Origin of the sequence: Streptomyces roseus (genome assembly GCF_001044425.1) — a bacterium.
Lineage (GTDB): Bacteria > Actinomycetota > Actinomycetes > Streptomycetales > Streptomycetaceae > Streptomyces > Streptomyces roseus.
On record NZ_LFML01000111.1, the window covers coordinates 20,708 to 44,897 of the forward strand.

Below are 24,190 nucleotides of genomic sequence, written 5' to 3' on the forward strand. Positions count from 1 at the left end.
CCGCCCCCGCCGGTTACCTCGTGCCGCGCAGGCGGCGCCACGGGGTGAACGTGAAGACGGCGCCGCCGAGCAGGATCACCGTGCCGGCGACCAGGGCCAGGGCCTTGATGCCGCCCCCGTCCTCGGCTCCCGTCTCGGCGAGGCCGCCCGAGGCGGAGGTGGAGCCGGTGGTGGCCGGCGAGCCGGAGCCGCCCTCCTGGGCGGTGGTGTCGAGCTCCAGCGAGACGCCGCTGCTGGCCGCCTTGCAGGGCACGTTGATCGGCGTGGCCCCGGGGGCCATCGTGACGTCGATCGTGAGCTGGTCCGGGCTCAGCGTGACCTTGCCGGTCTTGCCGGGCTTGTAGGTGCCGGTCATGTCACTGAGGCTGACCGGGGCCTTGTCCGGGATCGGTTCGGCGTTGGCCGGGCCGGAGACCTTGACCGTGCCGCTGTCGGCGCCGCCGAGCTTGATGTTCATCGAGGGCTTGAGGGCGCCCGCCGGCAGGGCCATCGGACTGGCCATCGCGCCCTTGGCGGTCTTGACGGTCAGGTCGTAGCCGCCGCCGTTCTTCTTGGCGTTGATCGTGACCGGGGTCTTGATGCCGCCGGGGACGACCGGACCGCAGTCGAAGGCGACCTCGACGGGCTTGCCGGGGAAGTCGGTCTGGCCGCCACCGCCCCCGGTGGTGGATCCGGCGGTGGACCCCGCCGTGGATCCGGCGGTGGACCCCGCCGTGGACCCGGCGGTGGACCCCGCCGTGGACCCGGCCGTGGATCCCGCGGTGGACCCGGCGGTGGTGCCGCTGGTCGTGCCCGACGTCGTACCGCTCGTCGTACCGGCGGTGGTACCGCTCGTCGTGCCGGCCGTCGTGCCGCCGCTGGTGCCGGGCGACACGTCGATGGTGGCGCCGACGCCCACGGCCCCCGTGGGCGCGCACTTGGTCACGAACGTGCCGAAGGAGAAGGTGACCGCGACGTCGTACTTGCCGGGGGTCAGCGTGATCTTGCCGGCCTTGGTGAGCTTCAGCTTCCCCTTCATCGTCGACATCTGCATGGGGGCCTTCTTGGGGATCGGCGGGTTCTTCTTCTCCCCGACGACCTTCAGCTCGCCTCCCCCGCCTCCCACCGTGATCCAGCCGGTGGGCTGGACCGAGTCCTGCGGGATGTCCATCAGGTCCGTGTTGTTCGAGGCCGGCTTCACGGTCTCCCAGGACACGTCGACCTCGTCGCCGACCTTCGCCGACGCCGGGGCGGTGACCTTGGCGGTGGTCTCGCCCTCCACCGGGTCGCCGCCGCCCGCCGGCGGCACGCATTTGACGTTGAACTTGGTCTCGGCCGCCTGGGCGGGACCGGCCGCGATGGCGACGCCGGCGCCGCCGAGCAGCAACGCGATCACGGCCGCGCTCACCCTCCGTTGGGTCTTCACAAAGGTCCTTTCGTCGTCGGACTGTTCTCAGACGGTGCGGACGCCTGTGGTACGTGGGGGTTCCTCGGCCCCGGCGCGCTGTCCGGGGTGAACCACGGCAGCACCGCCGTGGTGGCCCGGGGGGAGCCCGGGTCGGGCGCCGGTCCGGCCCCGAGGGGGCCGCCCGGCTCCGGGGCGCTCGCGCCCCGGTGGCGGCCGGTGGCCGCCGCGTCGGTGCGCGGCCGGACCCTGTCGACGACGGCCATGCCGATGCGGAAGACCGCGGCCGGGACCACCAGCAGGAGCAGGCCCCAGAACAGCAGCACCCCGTACGGGCGGTCCACGCCCCAGGGCTGCGTGGCCACGACCGTGTCCCCGTACTTGAGGGAGACGGTGTAGTCCCCGTGCGCGCCCGCGGCAAGGCTGACGTCCAGCCGGACCTCCGCCTTGCCGCCCGGCGGGATCGTGCCCTTCCACCGGACCTCCTCCCACAGCGGCGCGAACACCCCGTGGGCGGTGCCGAGCCGGAAGACGGGGTCCTTGACCGGGGCCGAACCGAGGTTGCCGACGGTGACCGTGAACTTCCGCGTGGGCGGGGCCCCGAACCAGGTCAGCACCCCGTCCTCGCCCTCCAGCCGGACCCCGCTGAGCATGGCCAGGCGCGCCGAGCCGGACTCGGCGGGCAGCTCGGCCACGGGGTGGTCGGTGATCTTCAGCGGCGCGGCGACGGTGGCCTGGTCCCCGCCCACGGAGGTGACGTTGACGACGCAGGGGCACGGTTTGGGCGGCGCCGCGACGGCCAGCCGGGCGGCGAAGCGGCCGTCGTCGCCGACCGAGACCGCGGCCCCCTCGGCGTTGGCGCAGCTGTTGGTGCCGCCGATCATGTTCTGTCCGCAGACCAGCAGCATCACCAGGGTCTTGGCGTGCCAGCCGGTGCCGGTGACGGTGATCTCGGTGCCCTTCGGGGCCTCCTGGAGCGAGAGCGCCACGGCGGGCCGGTCCTCGGCGCCGAGCGCCGCCGGAGCCGGGAGGAGGATCAGGGCGCACAGCGCCAGCCCCGTCGCCAGGCACGCCACGACCATGCCGCGGACCCCTCCGCCGCCCGTCCCGCCTGCCGTCCCGCCGACTCTTCCGCTCACCTGGACGCTCCCGTCAGCTCGTGGTCCGGTGCCCGCTCCCCCGCGGGTACGGGCTCCGCGTCCGTCGCCGGCCCGCCGCGCCGCCGCTTGCGTACGAGGAGCAGCGCGGCCAGGCCCACCCCGCCGAGGCCGAGCAGCCCGGCGCCGACACGGGCCGCGATCCCCCAGGGCACGAACCAGGCGGAGGCACGGGCGGTGGCCGGGGCCGCGCCGGGCGCGGTGACCGTGAGGGTGAGGTCGACGGCGTCGAGGACCGGGGCCCCGGGCCAGGGCTCGGTCAGCGACACCCGCCGGCCGGGGAGCAGTTCCACGGGCAGGGGGCGGGCGGCGCGGCCCGGTACCTCGCCGAAGAGGCCCTCGGCGCGCAGGGCCAATTCCGGGACCAGGGCCACGTTGCCCCGGTTGACCAGGGTGTACGCGACGACCGCGCGGGCGCCCTCGCCGCGTACGGAGACGTCCTCGACCGTGAGGGCGGCCAGCGTCGGGCCGCCGACGCGCAGGTGGATCCGTACGCCCGCCTCGCGGCCGTCCTCGGAGGCGATCACGGCGGCCGGGTGGTCGCCGGGCGGGGAGGCGGGCGGGAGGGTGACGGTGAAGGGGACCACCGCGCGGGTGCGGGGCGGGATCCTCACGATGCCGGCCGGCCCGAAGCTGATCCAGGAGCCGGCGCCGGGGGCCGCGCCGCCGCGGCCGGCTGCGGCCGCGGGCGGCGCCGCCGGGCTCACGGCGAGGGCGCCGTCCGCCGTGTTGTAGGCGTCGGCCCCGCGCAGGGTGACGGTGTGCTCGCGGTCGGAGGTGTTGGTCAGGGCCAGCCGGTCCTCCAGGACGGTGCCGGGCGGGCCCGCGAGGTAGAAGTACGGGCGCGCCGGCCCGGCGCCGCCCGCGGCGGGCCCGGCCGTCCAGCCGGGTTCCTCGGCGTGGGCGGCGGTGGCGGTGGTGAGCGCGGCGCCGCCACCGGCCCCGAGCAGCAGGACCGCGGCGAGCAACGCGGTGCACGGGCGCCGGCCGGCGGTGTGCGCGGGGGTGCGGAGCACGGGCATGGCCGGGTGCGCTCCGTTCAGGACCGGGCCCGTTGGCCGCGCCGGGTCAGCCAGAGCACGCCGGCGGCGCCGGTGAGGAGCACGGTGGCGCCGAGGGTGCCGAGGGCGAGGGCGGAGTCGGCGGGTCCGGTCTGCGGGAGGGTGTCCTCCGCGCCCCCGGAGCCCCCGGACGGGCCCGCGCCCGTCGCGTCCAGCTCCAGGGAGGGCCGGGGGCTGTTGCCGGGGGTGCAGGTGGTCGTGGTCCCCAGCGCCTTGATGGTGAGCACGCCCGCCGTGAAGGTGACCTTGCCGCTCTTCCGGGGGGTGTAGGTGCCCGAGAGATCGGTGATCTTGATGGGGGTGTTGGCCGGCACGGCCTCGGGGTTGGGCGCTCCCGAGACCGGTACGGACGCCTTCTCGGCCCCGCCGACGAGGATGACGGCGCTGGGGCTCATGGCCCCCTTGCCGAGCTCGACGGGGCTGGAGGAGACGCCCTTCTGGAAGGACATCGTCAGCTTGTACCCGCCGCCGTCCTTGACGGCCTTGATGTCGATGGGCGAGACCGCCGACTTGTCCCCGATGGGGGTCTTGCAGTCGTACGCGACGTCGACGACGTCCGCATGGGCCGCGGGGGCGGCCAGCAGGACCGCCGCTGCGCCCAGCGCGGAGGCCAGCGCGAGCGCGGTGGAGCGTTTCCGGTCGGACACCTTCGTCTTCCCCTCGGGCCACGGGTTCCTGACGGCCAATTCCTGACGGCTCATCAGATCGGGATCGGTGGCTCAAGGTACGCCCGGGGCCTTGCGGAGGGAAGACAAAGGACAGGCCCGGATTGACCCTTCGTCAGTGCGCGCGGACGCCCTTGCGCCAGACCGCCGAAACCAGCGGAACGCCCGGCCGGTAGGCCAGGTGGACATGGCTCGGCGCCTCCAGGAGGGCCAGGTCGGCGCGGGCCCCCGGGGCGATCCGGCCGATGTCGGTGCGGCGCAGGGCGCGGGCGCCGCCGGCGGTGGCGGACCAGAGCGCCTCGTCCGGGGTCATCCGCATGTCCCGTACGGCGAGGGCGATGCAGAAGGGCATGGAGCTCGTGTACGAGGAGCCGGGGTTGCAGTCGGTGGACAGTGCGACGGTGGCGCCCGCGTCGATCAGGCGGCGGGCGTCGGGCCACTGGGCGCGGGTGGAGAACTCGGCGCCGGGCAGCAGCGTGGCGACGGTGGTGCCGGCGGCCTGGACGAGGGCGTCGACGTCGGCGTCGGTGAGGTGGGTGCAGTGGTCGGCGGAGGCGGCCTCCAGCTCCACGGCGAGCTGCACGCCCGGGCCGTACGAGAGCTGGTTGGCGTGGACGCGCGGGATCAGCCCGGCGGCGGCGCCTGCGGTGAGGATCGCGCGGGCCTGGTCGCCGTCGAAGGCGCCCTTCTCGCAGAACACGTCGACCCAGCGGGCGTACGGGGCGCAGGCCGCGAGCATCTCGCCGGTGACGAGGCCGACGTAGCCCGCCGGGTCCTCGGCGTAGTCGGGGGAGACGATGTGCGCGCCGAGGTAGGTGACCTCCTCGGTGTGCGCGGCGGCGATGCGCAGGGCGCGGGCCTCGTCCTCGACGGTGAGGCCGTAGCCGGACTTGGTCTCGAAGGTGGTGGTGCCCTGGCGGCGGGCCTCGTCGAGGTGCCGGACGAGATTGGCTTCGAGCTCGGCGTCGGTGGCGGCGCGGGTGGCGGCCACCGTGGTCCGGATGCCGCCCGCGGAGTAGCTCCGCCCGGACATGCGGGCGTTGAACTCCGCGGTGCGGTCGCCCGCGAAGACGAGGTGGGAGTGGGAATCGACGAAGCCGGGGATCAGCGCCCGGCCGCTCGCGTCGAACGCGGAGTCGGCGGCCGGGGCCCGGCCGGCGGGGCCGACCCAGGCGACGGTCTCGCCGTCGATGACGACGGCCGCGTCCCGGACGAGCCCCAGCGGGCTGCCGTCCCCCAGCGCGGGGTCGTTGGTGACGAGAGCGCCGATGTTGGTGACGAGGGTGGTGGACATGGTTCCCTCCGGGAACGGGAACGTCAGCCGCGGACGGCTGCGATCGACTCGGACAGGGCGGACGCGACGTCCGGGACCAGGGTGTGCGATCCGTCGCGGACGATGTGACGGCCGCCCACCACCGTGTGGCGGACATCGGCGGCCGTGGCGGCGAAGACGGCCGTCTCGGCGCCGAGGCGCGGCAGCGGACCCGCCGTACGGACGGAGTCCAGCGCGATCGTGGTGAAGTCCGCGAGCGCGCCCGCCTCCAGGCGGCCCGCGTCGGCCAGACCCAGCGCCGTGTGGCCGTCCGCCGTCGCCGCCGTCAGCAGCGCGTTCGCCGTCCAGTGTCCCCGGGTGCGGCTGCGCAGCCGTTCGTTGAGCTCCATCGCGCGGGCCTCCTCCAGGAGGTCGATCACCGCGTGGCTGTCGCTGCCGAGCGAGAGCGGGCTGCCCGCGTGCTGGAGCCGGACGGCCGGGCCGATGCCGTCGGCCAGGTCCCGTTCCGTCGTGGGACACATGCAGGTGCCGGTGGTCGTGCCGCCGAGCAGCGCGATGTCCCCGTCCGTCAGGTGCGTGTTGTGGACGCCGACGGTCCGCGGGCCGAGCACGCCGTGGTCGGCGAGCAGCTGGGTCGGGGTGCGCCCGTGTGCGGCCTGGCAGGCCTCGTTCTCGGCCGTCTGCTCCGAGAGGTGGACGTGCAGGGGTGCCTGCCGCTCCCCGGCCCAGCGGGCGACGGTGCCCAGCTGGTCCGCCGGTACGGCGCGCACTGAGTGGACCGCCGCCCCGATCAGGGCGTGCCCGCGCGGCTTGAGGGCCGAGACCCGCTCCGCCCACGCCTCGGCCGTCCCGTCGGAGAACCGCAGCTGGTGGTGGTCGGGGGCCTTGCCGAAGCCCGCGGACAGGTACGCCGTGTCCAGCAGCGTGATCCGGATGCCCGCCGCCGCGGCCGCCTCGATCAGGGCCTCGCCCATCGCGTTGGGGTCGGCGTACGGGGCGCCGCCCGGGGCGTGGTGCACGTAGTGGAACTCGCCGACGTTGGTGATGCCGGCCAGCGCCATCTCGGCGTACACCGCCCGGGCGAGCGCGAAGTACGTGTCGGGGGTGAGGTTCTGGGCGACCGTGTACATGAACTCGCGCCAGGTCCAGAAGGTCCCGGAACCGACCTGGACGCGGGAGCGCAGCGCCCGGTGGAAGGCGTGCGAGTGGGCGTTGGCCAGGCCCGGCACGGTCAGGCCGCGCAGTACCTCCGCCCCCGGCGGCGGGGCCTCGACCCCGGTCCGCAGGGAGGCGATCCGCCCGTCGGAGCCCGTCTCGAGGGCCACGCCCGGCTCGACGTGCGTGCCGAGCCAGGCGTGTTCCAACCAGTACGTCTTCACCGGCAGGCCAGTCCTTCCAGTACGTCGGCCAGCGCGAGGACGCCGGCCACGCAGTCGTCCTCGGCGGCGAACTCCCGCGGCGAGTGGGAGACCCCGGTCGGGTTCCGTACGAACAGCATCGCGGTCGGGACGGCGGCGGAGAGGATTCCGGCGTCGTGTCCCGCCCCCGTGCCGAGGACGGGGATGGAGCCGCCGAGGATCCGGTTCATCTCGTCGCGCAGCGCGTGCTCGAACTCGACGACCGGGGTGAAGGACTCCCGGACGACGGCGAGGTCGATGCCGTCCTGGTCGGCGCGCTCGCGGGCGGCCTTCTCGATGGCGGTGACCACGGTGTCCAGCGTCGCCTGGTCGGCGGCGCGGGAGTCGAGCCAGCCGCGTACCAGCGAGGGGATGGCGTTGACGCCGTTCGGCTCGACGGAGATCTTGCCGAAGGTGGCGACGGCCCCGGCGAGGGCCGCCTCGGTCCGGGCGGCCAGGACGGTCGAGGCGTACGTCAGCATCGGGTCGCGGCGGTCCACGAGACGGGTGGTCCCGGCGTGGTTGGCCTCGCCGCGGAAGTCGAACCGCCAGCGGCCGTGCGGCCAGATCGCGGACGCGATGCCGACGCGGTCGCCGGAGAGGTCCAGGGCCCGGCCCTGCTCGACGTGGAGCTCGACGAAGGCGCCGATACGGGCGAGGCGCTCGGGGTCGGCGCCGATGGCCGAGGGGTCGTACCCGGCGGCCTCCATGGCCTCGGGCAGGCTGATCCCGTCGGCGTCGCGGAGCTCGTACGCCTTCTCCTTCGTCAGCTGTCCGGCGGCCAGCCGGGAGCCGACGCAGGCGAGGCCGAAGCGGGCCCCTTCCTCGTCGCCGAAGTTGGTGATGGCCAGTGGCCTGGCGAACTCCGCGCCCCTCCTGCGGAGTTCGTCCAGGGCCGCGAAGGAGGACACCACGCCGAGGGGGCCGTCGAAGGCGCCCCCGTCGGGCACGGAGTCCAGGTGGGAGCCGGTGACGACGGCGTCACCGGCGAGGGGGTCGCCGAGCCAGGCCCACTGGTTGCCGTTGCGATCGGTCTCGTACGCGAGGCCGCGGGCCTCGGCCTGGGCCTGGAACCAGGTCCGGCAGTCGGCGTCGGCCCCGGTCCACGCGTGGCGGCGGTAGCCGCCGGACTCGGCGTGGCGGCCGATGGGGGCGAGCTCGTTCCACATGGTGTGGAACGAGGCCGCCCCGGCGGGGTTGTCGCTCACGCGTCGTCGCCCTCGCGCATGGGGACGCGGACGCCGCGCTCGTCCGCCACCGTCTCGGCGATGTCGTAACCCGCGTCGACGTGGCGGATGACGCCCATGCCGGGGTCGTTGGTGAGCACGCGGCGGATCTTCTCGCCGGCCAGCTTGGTGCCGTCGGCGACGGTGACCTGGCCGGCGTGGATGGAGCGGCCCATGCCGACGCCGCCGCCGTGGTGGATCGAGACCCAGGAGGCGCCGGAGGCGACGTTGACCATGGCGTTGAGCAGCGGCCAGTCGGCGATGGCGTCGGAGCCGTCGAGCATGGCCTCGGTCTCGCGGTACGGGGAGGCCACCGAGCCGCAGTCGAGGTGGTCGCGGCCGATGGCCAGCGGGGCGGCGAGGGTGCCGTCGGCGACCATCTCGTTGAAGCGCTCGCCGGCCTTGTCGCGCTCGCCGTAGCCGAGCCAGCAGATGCGCGCGGGCAGGCCCTGGAAGTGGACGCGCTCGCCGGCCATCTTGATCCAGCGGTGCAGGGACTCGTTCTCGGGGAAGAGCTCCAGCATCGCCTTGTCGGTCTTGTGGATGTCCGAGGCCTCGCCGGACAGGGCCGCCCAGCGGAAGGGGCCCTTGCCCTCGCAGAAGAGGGGGCGGATGTAGGCCGGGACGAAGCCGGGGAAGGCGAACGCGCGGTCGTAGCCGGCCAGCTGGGCCTCGCCGCGGATGGAGTTGCCGTAGTCGAAGACCTCGGCGCCGGCGTCCATGAAGCCGACCATGGCCTCGACGTGCCTGGCCATGGATTCGCGGGCGCGGGTGGTGAAGCCGGCCGGGTCCTTGGCCGCGTACGCCGCCATGTCGTCGAAGTCGACGCCGACGGGCAGGTACGCGAGCGGGTCGTGGGCGGAGGTCTGGTCCGTCACGATGTCGATCGGGGCGCCCTCGGCGAGCATCTGCGGGAGCAGCTCGGCGGCGTTGCCCAGGAGGCCGATGGAGAGCGGCTTGCGGGCGTCGCGGGCTTCGACGGCCAGCTGGAGGGCGTGGCGCAGGTCGTCGGCCTTGACGTCCAGGTAGCGGTGCTCGATGCGGCGCTCGATGGCGCGCGGGTCGACGTCGATGCAGATCGCGACGCCGTCGTTCATCGTCACGGCCAGCGGCTGGGCGCCGCCCATGCCGCCGAGGCCCGCGGTGAGGGTGATGGTGCCGGCGAGGGTGCCGTTGAACTTCTTGGCGGCGACGGCCGCGAAGGTCTCGTACGTGCCCTGGAGGATGCCCTGGGTGCCGATGTAGATCCAGGAACCGGCGGTCATCTGGCCGTACATGGTCAGGCCGAGGGACTCCAGACGGCGGAACTCCTCCCAGTTGGCCCAGTCGCCGACGAGGTTGGAGTTGGCGAGGAGCACGCGCGGCGCCCACTCGTGGGTCTGCATCACGCCGACCGGGCGGCCGGACTGGACGAGCATCGTCTCGTCCTGCTTGAGGGTGCGCAGGGTGCGGACCATCGCGTCGTACGAGCGCCAGTCGCGGGCGGCCTTGCCGGTGCCGCCGTAGACGACGAGCTTGTCGGGGTGCTCGGCGACCTCGGGGTCGAGGTTGTTCTGGAGCATCCGGAGGGCGGCTTCCTGCTGCCATCCCAGGGTGCTGAGCTCGGTGCCTCGCGCAGCACGTACGGGGCGGGGTCCTGACATGGCGGTGCCTCCTCCGATGTTGGGCAATCTATTCACATCCTGGCTTCCTGAATAGATTCAGTCAACAGCTGCGGTCCGACCCGCCGGATGATTGGCTGGCGGACATGGCTGCCGAGATGCACGCGATGGACGCTCCGGACGCGGCGAAGCGCCGGGACATGGCCGTACGGGCCGCCGTCGAACAGGGTCTGGTGGGCGGGGCGGAGGGCACCCAGCCCCTGGTCTGCCTGCTGGACGTGGCCGGGATCCGCTCCTCGGCGGCCGCCCTGACCGGCGCTTTCGCCGCCGCCCTGGCTCCCGGCACCCCCGTCCTGCACGCCTTCGCGGTGAAGGCCTGCCCGCTGGTACCGGTGCTGCGGCTGCTGGCGGAGCAGGGCCTGGGCTGCGAGGTGGCCGGTCCGGGCGAGCTGGAGCTGGCCCGGGCGGCGGGGGTGGAGCCGCAGCGGACGGTCCTGGACTCCCCCGCCAAGACGGTGGCCGAGCTGCGCGGGGCCCTGGCCCTCGGGATCGCGGTGAACGCGGACAACCGCCAGGAGCTGGACCGGCTGGACGAGCTGGTCGCGGGCGCCCCCACCCGGTCCCCGGTCGGGATCCGGATCAACCCGCAGACGGGCGCGGGCACCATCGACGCCCTCTCCACCGCCACCGCGACCTCGAAGTTCGGCGTCGCGCTCCGGGATCCGGGCGCCCGCGAGTGGCTGGTGCGCGCGTACCTCGACCGCCCGTGGCTGACCCGGCTGCACATCCACTCCGGCTCGCAGGGCGTCCCCCTCTCCCTGATCGCGGAGGGGGTGCGCGAGCTCCACGCCCTGGCCGAGGAGATCAACGCGGCGGCCGGGCGCCGCCAGGTCGACACCCTCGACATCGGCGGCGGCCTGCCGGTGAACTTCGCCTCGGACGAGGAGACGCCGACGTACGCGCAGTACGTGGCGGCCCTGCGCGAGGCCGCCCCGGCCCTGTTCCGCGGCCGCTACGGCCTGGTGACGGAGTTCGGCAGGTCGCTGCTGGCCAAGCACGGGCTGGTGGTCTCCCGGGTCGAGTACACGAAGACCACCGGGGGCCGCCGGATCGCGCTCACGCACGCGGGGGCCCAGCTGGCGACCCGTACGGTGTACGCCCCGGCGGCGTGGCCGCTGCGGATCCTGCCGTACGACGCGAAGGGCGCCCCGAAGGCGGGCCCGCCCGTCGCCCACGACATCGCGGGCCCGGCCTGCTTCGCGGGCGACCTGCTGGCCACGGCCCGCGAACTCCCCGAACTGGCCCCGGGCGACCTGGTCGCCGTCCCCGACACGGGCGCGTACTTCTTCACGGCGCACTACGGCTACAACAGCCTCCCGCGCCCCGCGGTCCACGGCTTCACGACCACGCCCTCCGGCGTGACCCGCTTCACCCCGGTGCGCCCCGCCCAGTCTCCGGCGTCCCTGGTGGCGGAGGCGGGCGGCGACTTCCGCGACGCGCTCCTGTGACGCGGAAGCCGGCCCCCGGCTACTCCACGAACAGCCCCCGCGCCGCGGCGCGGGCGTCGAAGGCCTCCAGGCGGGCCTGGGCGTCGGGGAGGGCGTCGGCCATCGCCTCCAGCAGGACCCGGCCCAGCAGCATCGGCGCGCAGGCCGTGTCGAAGGCCAGGCCCGTGCCGACCGGCGCCGGGATCAGCAGGTCCGAGGAGCGGGCCACCGGCGCGAACGCCGAGTCGGCGACCGTCACCACCTTCAGCCCCGCCCCCCGCGCGTGGTCCAGCGCCTCCGACACCTCCCGCGGGTGCCGCGGCAGCGCGAAGCACAGCAGCGCCGAGGCCCCCGCCCCCGCCGCCGCGTCGATCCGGTCGGCGAGCATGGAGCCGCCCTCGTCGAGCAGCCGTACGTCCGGATGCACCTTGGCGGCGAAGTAGGCGAACCCGCGCGCCTGCGAGGAGGCAGCGCGCAGCCCCAGTACGGGCAGCGGACGGGACCCGGCCAGCACCCGCCCCGCCTCCTCGACCGGCGCGGGGTCGGCGAGCATGGCCGACAGCTGCCGCAGGTTCTCGATCTCGCCCTGGACGGCCTGCTGGTACTCGTTGTACGCGTCCTCGTGCGCGGCGGCCGCGGCGCGCTCGGCGGGAGCCACCTCGCGCAGGTGCCGGCGCAGCGCCGGATAGCCGTCGAAGCCGAGCGCCACCGCGAACCGGGTGACCGACGGCTGGCTCACCCCGGCCAGATCGGCGAGCTCCACGCTCGACAGGAACGGCACGTCGGCCGCCCCGCGCACCATGCAGTGGGCGATCCGGCGCTGGGTGGGCGTCAGCCGGTGCCCCTCGAACAGCTTCTGCAGCCGCGCTGCCGGGCTGTCGCTCATCCCGACCCCTCCGTCCCCGTGGATATTCAGTCACGGAGCACTCTGCATGCGGTTATGCAGCACGGCAAGCCGCGGACCGCTCCGCGAGACGTCCCGGGAGGGCGGGGGATACGGGGGCTAGCCCCCGTGCCACGGCCGTCGGCCGCTCCTACGCTGGGCGCATGGAGTCCCAGGAGCTGAAGAAGGAACTCGACGCGACGTTGGACGCCCGGCGCGAGCTGGGGCCGGACTACGAGGCCGCGCTCGTGGACTCCTTCGTGGAGAAGGTCGACACGCAGGTCCGGCGCAGGCTGGCCGAGGAGCGCCTGGCCGCCGCGCGCGGCGGCCCCGCCGGCCGGCCGTCCCCGCTGGAGGGCGGTTTCGGCGAACGCTTCGGCTTCGCCATCGTCACGCTGGTCCTGGCGGTCCCGCTGTCGGCCATCGGCGCCGCGCAGGCGGGGCTCAGCGGCCTGCTGGTCGCCTGGGCGGGCGTACTCGGCGTGAACTTCATCCACGCCACGAAGCGCCTGCGCCCCCGCGACCGGGCCGAGTGACACCGGACCGGGGAGAATGACACCGGGCCGCGAAAGAGTGAGCGCGGGGACCGCCGCACCCTCGCGTGAGCGAGGGGCGGGACGACGGCGGTCCCCGCGAAGGACACGGGCCGGGTCAGGGCCGTCCGCGTCCGTGGCGTTCACGCGGTCCGGGAGCCGCTCCGGAAGTACGCCAACGCCGTTCGGTGGTGCCGGCCGGGAGGTCTGCCCCCCCTGCCGACAACCACCACTGTGCCGGAGCCGTGTTAAGCCGGTGCTGCCGTCACGTGACGGGCCCGTACCTTTTGTGCGACGGCCCGACACGGCGCCGTCGCGCGGCTACTTCGCGCCCTTGGCGAGGAACGCCAGCAGGTCCTGACGGCTGACCACACCGGTCGGCTTGCCCTCGACCAGCACGATCGCCGCGTCCGCCTCGCCCAGTACGGACATCAGCTCCGACACCGGCTCGCCCGAACCGACCTGGGGCAGCGGCCGGCTCATGTGCTTCTCCAGCGGGTCGGACAGCGAGGCCTGCTTCGCGAACAGCGCCGCCAGCAGCTCCTTCTCCACGACCGAGCCGATGACCTCGGCGGCCATCACGTCCGGGTGGCCGGCGCCGGGCTTGACGATCGGCATCTGCGAGACGCCGTACTCGCGCAGCACCTCGATGGCCTCGCCGACGGTCTCCTCGGGGTGCATGTGGACGAGGGAGGGGATGCCGCCCTCCTTGTCGCTCAGCACGTCACCGATGCGCGCGGCGGGGCCGGCCTCCTCCAGGAAGCCGTGGCCCGCCATCCACTCGTCGCTGAAGATCTTGCTCAGGTAGCCGCGGCCGCTGTCCGGGAGCAGCACGACGACCACGTCGTCCGGGCCGAGCCCCTCGGCGGCCTTCAGCGCCGCCACGACGGCCATGCCGCAGGAGCCGCCGACGAGCAGGCCCTCCTCCTTGGCGAGGCGGCGGGTCATCTGGAAGGAGTCCTTGTCGGACACCGCGATGATCTCGTCGGTGACGTTCGGGTCGTAGGCGGTCGGCCAGAAGTCCTCGCCGACGCCCTCGACCAGGTACGGGCGGCCGGAGCCGCCGGAGTAGACCGAGCCCTCGGGGTCGGCGCCGATGACCTTGACCTTCCCGCCGCTGACCTCCTTGAGGTAGTTGCCGGTACCGGAAATCGTGCCGCCCGTGCCGACACCCGCGACGAAGTGGGTGATCTTCCCGTCCGTCTGCTCCCACAGCTCGGGGCCGGTGGTCTCGTAGTGCGAACGGGGGTTGTTCGGGTTGCTGTACTGGTCGGGCTTCCAGGCGCCGGGCTCGCGCGCGAGGCGGTCGGACACGTTGTAGTACGAGTCCGGGTGCTCGGGGTCGACGGCGGTGGGGCAGACCACGACCTCGGCGCCGTACGCGCGCATCACGTTGATCTTGTCCATGGACACCTTGTCAGGGCAGACGAAGATGCACTTGTAGCCCTTCTGCTGGGCCACGATGGCGAGTCCTACACCGGTGTTGCCGCTGGTGGGCTCCACGATGGTGCCTCCGGGCCTGAGGGCACCGCTCTGCTCGGCGGCCTCGATCATCCGGACGGCGATCCGGTCCTTAACGGATCCACCGGGATTGAAGTACTCGACCTTGGCAAGGACGGTGGCCTGCAGGCCTTCGGTCACACGGTTGAGCTTCACCAGCGGGGTGTTGCCGACGAGGCTGATCATCGAGTCGTGGAATTGCACCATGTTCTCCAGGGAGGGGACTCCACGGGTTCTCCGGGAGGTCACGCCAGACTAAGCGGAAAAGGGATTGGCCGACCGGCAGTACGGGGCAGGTAGGTCATCGGGACCCGGCAGGAAGGGAAGGTGGCTCCAGGGGTGTCCAGAGCGAGGACGGCCCGCCGGATCGCGGCGGGCGCGGCGTACGGCGGAGGCGGGCTCGGGCTGGTCGGAGTCGCCGCCGTGGGGCTGGTGCTGGCGGAGGTCCAGTTCGCGAAGCGGACGGTGGGCACCGGGCTCGGCGATCCGCCGCGGGCGGACGGGCTGTACGGGAGCGAGTTCGCCGCGCTGGTCGCGGCCGGTCCGGATCCGGACGCGGGGCCGCTGCGGCTGGGCATGCTGGGCGACTCCACGGCCGCCGGACTCGGCGTGCGCAGAGCCAGACAGACCCCGGCCGCGCTGCTGGCCTCGGGGCTGGCGGCGGTGGCCGAGCGGCCGGTGGAACTGCGGAACGTGGCCCTGTCGGGGGCCATGTCCGACGACCTGGACCGGCAGGCGGGGCTGCTCCTGGACGGGGAACTGCCGCCGCCGGACGTGTGCGTGATCATGATCGGCGCGAACGACGTGACGCGGCGGATGCCGCCGACGCAGTCGGTGCGCCACCTGACCTCGGCCGTACGGAGACTGCGGCTCGCGGGCGCCGAAGTGGTCGTCGGGACCTGCCCCGACCTGGGCACCATCGAGCCGGTGTACCAGCCGCTGCGCTGGCTGGCCCGGCGGGTCTCGCGCCAGCTGGCCGCCGCGCAGACCATAGGCGTCGTCGCCCTGGGCGCCCGTACGGTCTCCATGGGAGACCTGCTGGGCCCGGAGTTCGCGGCGAACCCGCGCGAGATGTTCGGCCCGGACTCCTACCACCCCTCGGCCGAGGGCTACGCGACGGCCGCCATGGCCGTGCTCCCCACGCTCTGCGCGGCGCTGTCGCTGTGGCCGGAGTCGGACCGGCTGGAGGTGGCGCGGGACGAGGACATGCTGCCGGTGGCCAAGGCGGCGTCGGCCGCCGCCGGGCAGGCGGGCACGGAGGTCACCCCGGCCCGCGGCCCGTGGGCCCTGCTCAAGCACCGCCGCCGCCGGCGGCTCCCGGCCGAGGACCTGGCATCCGCCCCGGCCTCGCGGGGGGCGTCCACGTCCCCGCCCCGGGCCGACACCTCGTACCCGGGCTGAGGCGGCCCCCCGGCCCGGCCGGGCCGGGGGCAGGCGGGGGGGGCGGAACAGGAGGCCGGCCCGGCGCGTTCCACCCGCGGAGCGACCGGCATCACACGCCCAAGCCGGTGACCTCGACCGTACGGGCCGGTAACTTCGCTTGCGGTCCAGCAACGAGCCGCAACTCACCCCCCTTGGAGCCCCGATGCCCGAAGCAGTCATCGTTTCCACCGCCCGCTCCCCCATCGGGCGCGCCTTCAAGGGGTCCCTCAAGGACGTGCGTCCGGACGACCTGACCGCCACGATCATCCAGGCCGCCCTCGCCAAGGTCCCCGAGCTGGACCCGCGCCAGATCGACGACCTGATGCTCGGCTGCGGCCTCCCGGGCGGCGAGCAGGGCAACAACCTGGCGCGCATCGTGGCCGTGCAGATGGGCATGGACTTCCTGCCCGGCACCACGATCACCCGCTACTGCTCCTCCTCCCTGCAGACCTCCCGCATGGCGCTGCACGCCATCAAGGCGGGCGAGGGCGACGTCTTCATCTCGGCCGGCGTCGAGACGGTCTCGCGGTTCGCCAAGGGCAACTCGGACTCGTGGCCCGACACCCACAACCCGCTCTTCGCCGAGGCCGAGGCCCGTACGGCCGAGGTCGCGCAGAGCGAGGGCTCCACCTGGCACGACCCGCGCGAGGACGGCCTCGTTCCCGACGCGTACATCGCGATGGGCCAGACCGCGGAGAACCTGGCCCGGATCAAGGGCGTGACCCGCCAGGACATGGACGAGTTCGGCGTCCGCTCGCAGAACCTCGCCGAGGCCGCCATCAAGAACGGCTTCTGGGAGCGGGAGATCACCCCGGTCACCACCCCGGACGGCACCGTCGTCTCCGCGGACGACGGCCCGCGCGCCGGCGTGACCCTGGAGGGCGTCCAGGGCCTCAAGCCCGTCTTCCGCCCCGACGGCCTGGTCACGGCCGCCAACTGCTGCCCGCTCAACGACGGCGCCGCCGCGCTGGTCATCATGAGCGACACCAAGGCGCGGGAGCTGGGCCTGACCCCGCTGGCGCGGATCGTGTCCACCGGCGTCACCGGCCTCTCCCCCGAGATCATGGGCCTGGGCCCGGTCGAGGCGTCCAAGCAGGCCCTCAAGCGCGCCGGCCTGACCGTCGGCGACATCGACCTGTTCGAGATCAACGAGGCCTTCGCGGCCCAGGTCATCCCGTCCTACCGCGACCTGGAGATCCCGCTGGAGAAGCTGAACGTCAACGGCGGCGCCATCGCCGTCGGTCACCCCTTCGGGATGACCGGCGCCCGCATCACCGGCACGCTGATCAACAGCCTCCAGTTCCACGACAAGCAGTTCGGTCTGGAGACGATGTGCGTGGGCGGCGGCCAGGGCATGGCCATGGTGATCGAGCGGCTGAGCTGACCCTGCCGACCCGGCCGACCTTGTCGACCTTGTCGACCTGTCGACCTTGCCGAGCCGACCGCGCCGGGCCGGCTGAGCCGGGTCGAGCGTCCAGGCGCCGCAAGGGATCCGCTTGATCCCTTGCGGCGTACTGACACCGAATCCAATCCCGTCGCGGCCGACCTGTGACCGAATTTCCCCCAGGATGTGACCTTCGCCCTGGGGGTTTGGTGTTTCCGCAGGTCAGGGCAGATTGGCAGGGGCCGCGTGTGACCAAAGCCCTGTCCAATTCGTGACGTAATGCACTGCACGCCATTCCCAGGTCAGGACACTCTGATGTAGGAAGTCGGGGGATCGAATCAACCAGGAGTTAGTCAGTGAGCGCCATGTCTCTTGCCCTGCTGCTGACCACGGCTGCCGCCGCGGCCGTGGGCGCTGCTGCGCTGCACGCCGTACACGGCCTGCGCAAGCAGGTGACGGCCCTCCGCGGTGAGCTGGCGATGCCGGCCCAGACCCGCGGCACGACCGTCCCGCACGCCCGCAGTGCCGTGCAGTCCCCCGCCGCCGAGATACGAGCCGCCGTGGCCGAGGCCCTGGCCGAGGAGCGCGAGCGCGAGCTCGCCGAGGCGCGGGCCTTCTGGGCCGCACAGGAGGCGCGTGACGCCGCCGACGCGCCTTCGCTGCTCGGTGGCCTGCCCGGCCTCGGTGAGGACGGCCCGGCCGTCTTCCTGCCCCGCCAGGCCGACCTGGTGGGTCTGGAGCCGGTGCTCGGCGACGAGGCCGTCGACGACTACCCCGAGGACTCGGCCGAGCTGGCCGCCGCCCGCCGGCGCCACCCCTCGCACCCGGACTTCGTACCGGCCCAGGCCCCGGCCCCCGGCGCCGACCACGAGCGCACCGTCTCGCGCCTGGAGGAGCTCGCGGAGGCCCGTACGGCCCTCGCGGACGTCCGCCCGGGCCCGCTGGGCACGCTCGACGTGTACGTCTTCACCGACGGCACCACGCTGTGCATGACCCCGGGCCACCGGGAGACGGCGGAGCGCCTCGCCGAGGCACTGCGCTCGGGCACCGCGCCGGTCCTGCTGGGCGGCTCCGGCATCTCGGGCGCCTACGCCCTGACCTTCTCCTGCGGCGACAGCCAGGACCCGGACGACAACGTCTACATCCTCGCGGACCGCGTCATCGCGTCGCTCTGACCCCCGCGCCGCGCCGCCCCGTGCGGCGCGGCGCCCGGCGCGCAGCTCAGCGCGCCGCTCCGGCTTCCGCCCGCTCCACCAGCCGTACGGCCTCGTCCAGCATCACGGACGGGGCCTGCGCGGTTTCCGGGGCCCCCTCGGCGGCGACGGCGCGCAGCGCCTGCGCGAGGTCCAGGCCGGCCACCGCCACCTGGTCCCCGACCACGAACACCCCCGCGTCGGGCATCTCCCGCGCCGGAGCCGCCCCCGCGTCACCGCTCTGCGCCTCCAGCGCCTGCGCCCGTGCGGAGAGCTCCCGGGCCAGCTCCAGCGCCCGGGCCGCGGCCCCCTGCTGGAGACGGCTCTGCGGCATGGCCCGCAGCCGGTCGGCGAAACGTTCCACGGCGGCGGTCAGGGGTGAAGTATCAAGCACCCGGCCGACCTTACGCGCCGCCGCGGCGCCATTGCCAACGGGCGAACTCTCCGGCACGGTGGCGTGAAGAGAACAGCACAGCACGGCGATACCTCCGGAGGCGCCCATGTCCGTAGAGTTCTCCGAGCAGACCCACCGCAACATGATCGACAGAATCCCCCTGACGACCGGTCGTGAAGTCTCCGACTGGCTCCGCACCGTGGACGACGGCCCCTCCCTCGTCCGGTTCGAGGAGAAGGTCAGCTGGCTGCGCGGCGCGCACGAACTCTCGTACGGCCAGGCCAAGGCGATCATCCACGAGTACGACCTGCGCAGGGCGGCCCGCAAATTCGGCTGACCGGCCGCACCCTCCCCCGACCTCGACCCCTCCGTCCCCGACCCCGTACCCCTGCGAGACGCGGGAAGGCCCCGCGAGCGGTGAGCTCGCGGGGCCTTCCCCTCGTCGCCAAACGGGTCGGCGGCCGGTACGACTAGTCGTCGCCGGAGAGGATCTGGAACAGGCGCAGCAGCTCCAGGTAGATCCAGACCAGGGTCACCGTGAGGCCGAAGGCCGCGAGCCAGGCCTCGTCGCGCGGGGCGCCGTAGGTGATGCCGTCCTCGACCTGCTTGAAGTCGAGGGCGAGGAAGCAGGCACCGAGGACGACGCCGATGATGCCGAACAGGATGCCGAGGCCGCCGCTGCGGAAGCCGAGGCCGTCACCGCCCGCGAAGACCGAGAACAGCAGGTTCGCGACCATGAGCAGCATGAAGCCCATGGCGGCCGCCATCACGAAGCCGTAGAAGCGGCGGGTGACGCGGATCCAGCGCATCTTGTACGCGAACAGCACGGAGGCGAACACGCACATCGTGCCCAGCACGGCCTGGATGACCACGCCGGCACCGAAGTAGGTGCTGGTGGCCGAGCTGAGGACGCCGAGGAAGAAGCCCTCGAAGGCCGCGTAGGCGAGGATGATCGGCGGAGAGGCCTTGCGCTTGAACGACTGGACCAGCCCGAGGACCATCGCGACGAGCGCGGCGCCGACGGCGATGCCGTACGACTTGTTGACGTTCGCCGGGTCGACGGGCATGGCGATCCACGCGATCGTCGCCGTGAGGATGACGGTGCCGAGCGTCATGGCCGTACGGCTCACGACGTCGTCGATGGTCATCACGTCGGCGCGGGCGGGCGCCTGCGGCATGCTGGTGGTGGTGTCCGCGGCGTAAGGATTCGTCGCGTACGGGTTGGCCCCGGCCTGCTGGTGCTGCGCGTCGAAGCCCGCGTAGCCACCGTTGTCGCGGCTGAACCCCCGTCGCGAGAAGACCGGGTTACTGCTCCTCATCTCACTCCTCCATGGCCACCGTGCGCGGCCTTGCATCAAGAGTAATGCGTTAGCAAAAATCTGACCCTACTGCTCAGGGAGGATCTTTGCCCAGCACCTGCGGGAGCCGGAAGCCCCTCCGAGCCGGCCGACGACGCGCCGGCGACGGCCTCGACGAGACGCCCTCGGCGAATTGGACGACCTGCGGACCATGCGGAGTGAACACCTGCCCCCGCGCCGCGATTCCAAAGGTTCCAGATGATTTCGACACCCGCCCCGGTGACACGCCTCCGCCAGCTCGGAACCGGGGGGCCGTACCGGCCAAGGCTGGGGAAACAGGACGGCGGGGGTGCCCCCTGGGCGCCCCCGCCGTTCGCGTGTTCCCGTGCGTGCGGAACGTTCTCGTGCCCGGAGCCGGACTTGAACCGGCACGGCCTAAGCCAGCGAGGTTTAAGCTCGCCGTGTCTGCATTCCACCATCCGGGCAGGGCGTACCGGCTCCCGTACAAAAAGCACTGAACGCTGCGCCGAGCCTATCCGGATCTCCCTGGTCAGCAGGGGGTCGTCTATCCGATGTTGTCTGATTTTATTGGCGCTTGAGAGGCCGTCAGACAACAGAACACGCGGTGGGCCCGTTACGGGCAGCGATCGGTCGCTATACGGGATTGACGGGATTTCGACGGCCCTCGGCGGCCTTCCGCCACCCCTCGCGCCACCCCGGGCCACCCCACCCTCCGCAGGCCGCCCCCGGACTCCTCCCAGGGGCGGCCGTCATACCAGAGGAGGAGGCGGCCCGCCCCGTGATCAGACTCCAGTGGGCCCGCGAACGGGCACCGCGGCTGATCCCCCGCGGGGGTGCCCGCCGCGACGATGGGAACGTCCCGTCATCCGCAGACCGCACCCCGGTCCGCAGCCCGAGGAGCCGCTCCCGTGACCACCGTGAACTACGCCCCGCACACCACCCAGGCCGTGGCCGCCCGGGCCACCGGCCTCTCCAAGGTGTACGGCCAGGGCGAGACCCAGGTGGTCGCCCTGGACAACGTCTCCGTGGACTTCGGCCAGGGCCGGTTCACCGCGATCATGGGCCCCTCGGGCTCCGGCAAGTCCACCCTGATGCACTGCGTCGCCGGACTGGACACCTTCTCCTCCGGCTCCGTCCGCATAGGCGACACCGAGCTCGGCAGCCTCAAGGACAAGCAGCTGACCCAGCTGCGCCGGGACAAGATCGGCTTCATCTTCCAGGCGTTCAACCTGCTGCCGACGCTGACGGCGCTGGAGAACATCACCCTCCCGATGGACATCGCGGGCCGCAAGCCCGACCGGCAGTGGCTGGACACCGTCATCGAGATGGTCGGCCTCTCCGGCCGCCTCTCCCACCGCCCCACCCAGCTCTCCGGCGGCCAGCAGCAGCGCGTGGCCGTGGCCCGCGCCCTGGCCTCCCGCCCCGAGATCATCTTCGGTGACGAGCCCACCGGAAACCTGGACTCGCGCTCCGGCGCCGAGGTCCTCGGCTTCCTGCGCAACTCCGTGCGCGAGCTCGGCCAGACCGTCGTCATGGTCACCCACGACCCGGTCGCCGCCTCCTACGCGGACCGCGTCATCTTCCTCGCCGACGGCCGCATCGTCGACGAGGTCCTCAGCCCCACCGCCGACGCGGTCCTGGACCGCATGAAGGCCTTCGACGCCAAGGGCCGCACCAGCTGAGGGACGTTCCCTCCCCGTCCCCGCTGACCCCTTACCACCTGGACTCCTCCACCATGTTCCGTACCGCCCTGCGCAACGTGCTCGCGCACAAGGCCAGGCTGCTGATGACGGTGCTCGCCGTCGTCCTCGGCGTCGCCTTCGTCTCCGGCACCCTCGTCTTCACCGACACCCTCAGCAAAGCCCTCTCCAGCCAGTCCGCCAAGGGCTACGAGGGTGTCGCCGTCTCCGTGACCTCCTACGGCCCGACCCGCGGCGAGAACGGCCAGAAGGAGGGCGAGGCCGGCCTCAGCCAGCAGACCCTCGACAAGGTCAAGGCCCTGGGCGGCGTCGACTCCGTCTCCGGCCGCGTGTCCGGCTTCGCCGGCGTCGGCGACGAGAAGGGCGAGCTGATCGGCTCCGGCTGGTCCAACAAGGGCTCCAACTACGCCCCCGTCAAGGACGGCAAGGACCCGCGCTACGCCTTCACCGAAGGCACCGGCCCGGTCAAGGCCGACCAGATCGCCCTCGACAAGGCGACCGCCGGCACCGGCAGGTACAAGGTCGGCGACAAGGTCCGCGTCGCCACCAACGGCCCCGTGAAGGAGTACACCCTCTCCGGCGTCTTCACCACCGAGGACGGCGCGGTCAGCGCCGGCGGCAGCCTGGTCCTCTTCGACACCGCCGTCGCCCAGGAGCTGTACCTCAAGCCCGGCTTCTACCAGGAGCTGTCGGTCGCCGCCAAGGCGGGAACCTCCCCCGACCAGCTGCTCGGCGAGATCAAGCCGCTGCTCGACGCCGAGCACACCAAGGCCCAGACCGGCGCCGCCCTCGCCGCCGAACAGGCGAAGGACGTCGAGCGGGGCATGTCCAACATGAACCAGATGCTGCTCGCGTTCGCCGGCATCGCGCTCTTCGTCGGCATCTTCCTGATCTACAACACCTTCACCATGCTGGTCACCCAGCGCACCAAGGAGCTGGCCCTGCTGCGCGCCGTCGGCGCCAACCGCGGCCAGGTCATGCGCTCGGTCCTCACCGAGGCGCTGGTCGTCGGCGTCTTCTCCGCCGTCGTCGGCCTCGCCGCCGGCACCGGCCTGGCCGTCGCGATGCGCTCCGCGATCGAGGCCTTCGGCGCCAAGCTCCCGGCGGGCGACCTGGTGATCGCCCCGGCCACCGTCGTCGCGGCCGTGGTCATCGGCGTCCTCGTCACCACGCTGGCCGCCCTGCTGCCGGCCTGGCGCACCGGCCGGATCGCCCCGGTCGCCGCCATGGGCAGCGCCCACCTGCCGGCCACCGCGAAGTCGCTGGCCGTACGCAACGTCCTCGGCTCGCTCACCAGCCTTTCGGGCATCGGCCTGGTCCTGCTCGGGGTGAACCAGGGCGGCGACACCGGTCGCCTGATCCTCGCCGCAGGCGCGTTCTTCATGCTCGTCGGCCTGATCGTGGTGCTGCCCCTGCTCTCCAAGCCGGTCATCGGGGTGGTCCGCCCCGCGCTGCAGAAGCTGTTCGGCATCCCCGGCAAGCTCGCCGCGCAGAACGCCGTACGCAACCCGCGCCGCACCGCCGTCACCGCCGCCTCCCTGGCGATCGGCCTGACCCTCGTGACCACCCTGTCGGTGCTCGGCATCACCCTGGGCCAGGCCATCGACCGGATGAGCACGGACAAGCTGAAGGCCGACTACAAGGTCTCCATGGCCGCCGAGGGCATGAGCCTGGACAAGTCGGTCGTCGACGCCCTGGCCAAGGCCCCCGGCATCAAGGCCGTCTCCCCGCAGGCCGACGGCTACTTCAAGGTCGGCGAAAGCTACCGCTCCGCCTCCGGCGTCAACCCGGCCGCCATCGGCCAGATGCTGAACATCGAGACCCTCGGCGGCTCGCTGGACAGCCTCGCCAAGGGCGAGGTGGCCGTCGCCGAGAGCACGGCCAAGAAGCAGAACCTCTCCGTCGGCTCCACGCTCCAGGTCCAGTACGACGACGGCGAGAAGGGCGCCCTCAAGGTCGGCGCCGTCTACAAGGACCTGGAGGGCCTGCTCTCCCCGTACGTCCTCGACAACAAGATCCTCGGCGCGCACACCGAGGACCAGTACATCCGCGAGGTGTACGTCAACACCGCCGGCGGCGCCTCGAAGGCCGCGCAGCAGCGGGTCGTCGACGCCCTCGGCAAGAACCCGGCCATGAAGGTCGCCACCCAGCAGGACGTGCGCAACGAGATGGGCGGCATGATCAACACGATGCTGAACATCATGTACGGGCTGCTCGGCATGGCGCTGATCATCTCCGTGCTCGGCGTGGTCAACACCCTGGCGATGTCCGTCTTCGAACGGACCCGGGAGATCGGCATGCTGCGGGCGATCGGCCTCGACCGCGGCCGCGTCAAGAACATGATCCGCCTGGAGGCCGTGGTCATCTCGCTCTTCGGAGCGGTGCTCGGCGTGGCCATCGGCGTCTTCCTCGCCTGGGCGGTGGGCACCACCATCGCCAAGGGGATCCCGAACTACGCCCTGGTCCTCCCCTGGGAGCGGATCGGCATCTTCCTCCTCCTGGCCGGCGTGGTCGGCGTCCTGGCGGCCATGTGGCCCGCCCGCAGCGCGGCCCGGCTGAACATGCTGACCGCCATCAAGACCGAGTAGGCACGGCGGGTTCCGCGGCGGTA

General features: G+C 72.9%; 20 protein-coding genes and 1 tRNA gene. 8 read left to right on the forward strand and 13 right to left on the reverse strand.

The features are described 5' to 3' along the window. Window positions 1–13: 13 nt before the first annotated feature. The 8 genes from ACS04_RS25440 to hutU form a co-directional block, all read right to left on the reverse strand. Window positions 14–1,387: a hypothetical protein gene (locus ACS04_RS25440; RefSeq protein ID WP_048479155.1), complete on the reverse strand. Its 1,374-nt coding sequence runs from the start codon at window positions 1,385–1,387 to the stop codon at window positions 14–16. A 14-nt stretch (window positions 1,388–1,401) separates the two neighbouring features. After that, window positions 1,402–2,466 carry a hypothetical protein gene (locus ACS04_RS25445; protein WP_048479097.1) on the reverse strand — a complete coding sequence of 355 codons (1,065 nt, stop codon included), beginning with the start codon at window positions 2,464–2,466 and terminating at the stop codon, window positions 1,402–1,404. Window positions 2,467–2,519: 53 nt separating this feature from the next. Continuing rightward, window positions 2,520–3,563, reverse strand: coding sequence for a COG1470 family protein (locus tag ACS04_RS25450; RefSeq protein WP_048479098.1), 1,044 nt, complete (start codon window positions 3,561–3,563; stop codon window positions 2,520–2,522). Between the two features lie 17 nt (window positions 3,564–3,580). Next, window positions 3,581–4,249, reverse strand: a complete 669-nt coding sequence (locus ACS04_RS25455) for an LPXTG cell wall anchor domain-containing protein (protein WP_048479156.1) — start codon at window positions 4,247–4,249, stop codon at window positions 3,581–3,583. Window positions 4,250–4,382: 133 nt separating this feature from the next. Next, entirely contained in the window at window positions 4,383–5,561 is a 1,179-nt protein-coding gene (gene hutI, locus ACS04_RS25460) for an imidazolonepropionase (protein ID WP_048479099.1), read from the reverse strand. Window positions 5,562–5,584: 23 nt separating this feature from the next. After that, complete coding sequence (locus tag ACS04_RS25465) at window positions 5,585–6,925, reverse strand: formimidoylglutamate deiminase (protein ID WP_048479100.1); 1,341 nt, start codon at window positions 6,923–6,925, stop codon at window positions 5,585–5,587. Then, entirely contained in the window at window positions 6,916–8,106 is a 1,191-nt protein-coding gene (locus ACS04_RS25470) for an allantoate amidohydrolase (protein ID WP_048479157.1), read from the reverse strand. Before ACS04_RS25470 ends, ACS04_RS25465 begins: the two co-directional genes overlap by 10 nt. A 35-nt stretch (window positions 8,107–8,141) precedes the next feature. Then, entirely contained in the window at window positions 8,142–9,806 is a 1,665-nt protein-coding gene (gene hutU / locus ACS04_RS25475) for a urocanate hydratase (RefSeq protein ID WP_078865322.1), read from the reverse strand. A gap of 104 nt (window positions 9,807–9,910) precedes the next feature. Between hutU and ACS04_RS25480 the strand changes: the two genes are divergently transcribed. Next, window positions 9,911–11,272, forward strand: a complete 1,362-nt coding sequence (locus ACS04_RS25480) for a type III PLP-dependent enzyme domain-containing protein (protein ID WP_048479102.1) — start codon at window positions 9,911–9,913, stop codon at window positions 11,270–11,272. 19 nt (window positions 11,273–11,291) lie between these two features. Here ACS04_RS25480 and ACS04_RS25485 read toward each other — a convergent pair whose 3' ends face one another. Then, complete coding sequence (locus ACS04_RS25485) at window positions 11,292–12,137, reverse strand: MurR/RpiR family transcriptional regulator (RefSeq protein WP_048479103.1); 846 nt, start codon at window positions 12,135–12,137, stop codon at window positions 11,292–11,294. Window positions 12,138–12,298: 161 nt separating this feature from the next. On the opposite strand from ACS04_RS25485, the gene ACS04_RS25490 reads away from it, so the two are divergent. After that, a complete protein-coding gene (locus ACS04_RS25490) occupies window positions 12,299–12,670 on the forward strand; it encodes a hypothetical protein (RefSeq protein WP_048479104.1) in 372 nt (123 codons plus the stop codon). Window positions 12,671–12,988: 318 nt separating this feature from the next. Here the strand turns inward: ACS04_RS25490 and ACS04_RS25495 are convergent, their stop codons facing one another. Then, window positions 12,989–14,371, reverse strand: a complete 1,383-nt coding sequence (locus ACS04_RS25495; RefSeq protein WP_048479158.1) for a cystathionine beta-synthase — start codon at window positions 14,369–14,371, stop codon at window positions 12,989–12,991. A 135-nt stretch (window positions 14,372–14,506) separates the two neighbouring features. Between ACS04_RS25495 and ACS04_RS25500 the strand changes: the two genes are divergently transcribed. The 3 genes from ACS04_RS25500 to ACS04_RS25510 all read left to right on the forward strand — a co-directional run bounded on the left by ACS04_RS25500 (window position 14,507) and on the right by ACS04_RS25510 (window position 18,148). Continuing rightward, a complete protein-coding gene (locus ACS04_RS25500) occupies window positions 14,507–15,568 on the forward strand; it encodes an SGNH/GDSL hydrolase family protein (protein ID WP_048479105.1) in 1,062 nt (353 codons plus the stop codon). Window positions 15,569–15,752: 184 nt separating this feature from the next. Further along, window positions 15,753–16,973, forward strand: coding sequence for an acetyl-CoA C-acetyltransferase (locus tag ACS04_RS25505; protein WP_048479106.1), 1,221 nt, complete (start codon window positions 15,753–15,755; stop codon window positions 16,971–16,973). A 365-nt stretch (window positions 16,974–17,338) separates the two neighbouring features. Continuing rightward, the gene (locus tag ACS04_RS25510) at window positions 17,339–18,148 is read left to right on the forward strand and encodes a hypothetical protein (protein ID WP_063839304.1); all 810 of its coding nucleotides are present in this window, start codon (window positions 17,339–17,341) and stop codon (window positions 18,146–18,148) included. Window positions 18,149–18,194: 46 nt separating this feature from the next. Here ACS04_RS25510 and ACS04_RS25515 read toward each other — a convergent pair whose 3' ends face one another. Continuing rightward, window positions 18,195–18,560, reverse strand: a complete 366-nt coding sequence (locus tag ACS04_RS25515; RefSeq protein ID WP_048479108.1) for a hypothetical protein — start codon at window positions 18,558–18,560, stop codon at window positions 18,195–18,197. A gap of 106 nt (window positions 18,561–18,666) precedes the next feature. Between ACS04_RS25515 and ACS04_RS25520 the strand changes: the two genes are divergently transcribed. Further along, window positions 18,667–18,897: a DUF4287 domain-containing protein gene (locus tag ACS04_RS25520; protein ID WP_048479109.1), complete on the forward strand. Its 231-nt coding sequence runs from the start codon at window positions 18,667–18,669 to the stop codon at window positions 18,895–18,897. A 133-nt stretch (window positions 18,898–19,030) separates the two neighbouring features. On the opposite strand, the gene ACS04_RS25525 is transcribed toward ACS04_RS25520, so the two are convergent. Continuing rightward, window positions 19,031–19,879, reverse strand: coding sequence for a Bax inhibitor-1/YccA family protein (locus ACS04_RS25525; protein WP_048479110.1), 849 nt, complete (start codon window positions 19,877–19,879; stop codon window positions 19,031–19,033). A 384-nt stretch (window positions 19,880–20,263) separates the two neighbouring features. Next, window positions 20,264–20,343, reverse strand: a tRNA-Leu gene (locus tag ACS04_RS25530). Between the two features lie 444 nt (window positions 20,344–20,787). Here ACS04_RS25530 and ACS04_RS25535 point away from each other — a divergent pair. Continuing rightward, the gene (locus ACS04_RS25535; RefSeq protein ID WP_048479111.1) at window positions 20,788–21,561 is read left to right on the forward strand and encodes an ABC transporter ATP-binding protein; all 774 of its coding nucleotides are present in this window, start codon (window positions 20,788–20,790) and stop codon (window positions 21,559–21,561) included. 53 nt (window positions 21,562–21,614) lie between these two features. Then, window positions 21,615–24,167, forward strand: a complete 2,553-nt coding sequence (locus ACS04_RS25540) for an ABC transporter permease (RefSeq protein WP_048479112.1) — start codon at window positions 21,615–21,617, stop codon at window positions 24,165–24,167. The last annotated feature ends 23 nt before the right edge of the window (window positions 24,168–24,190 follow it).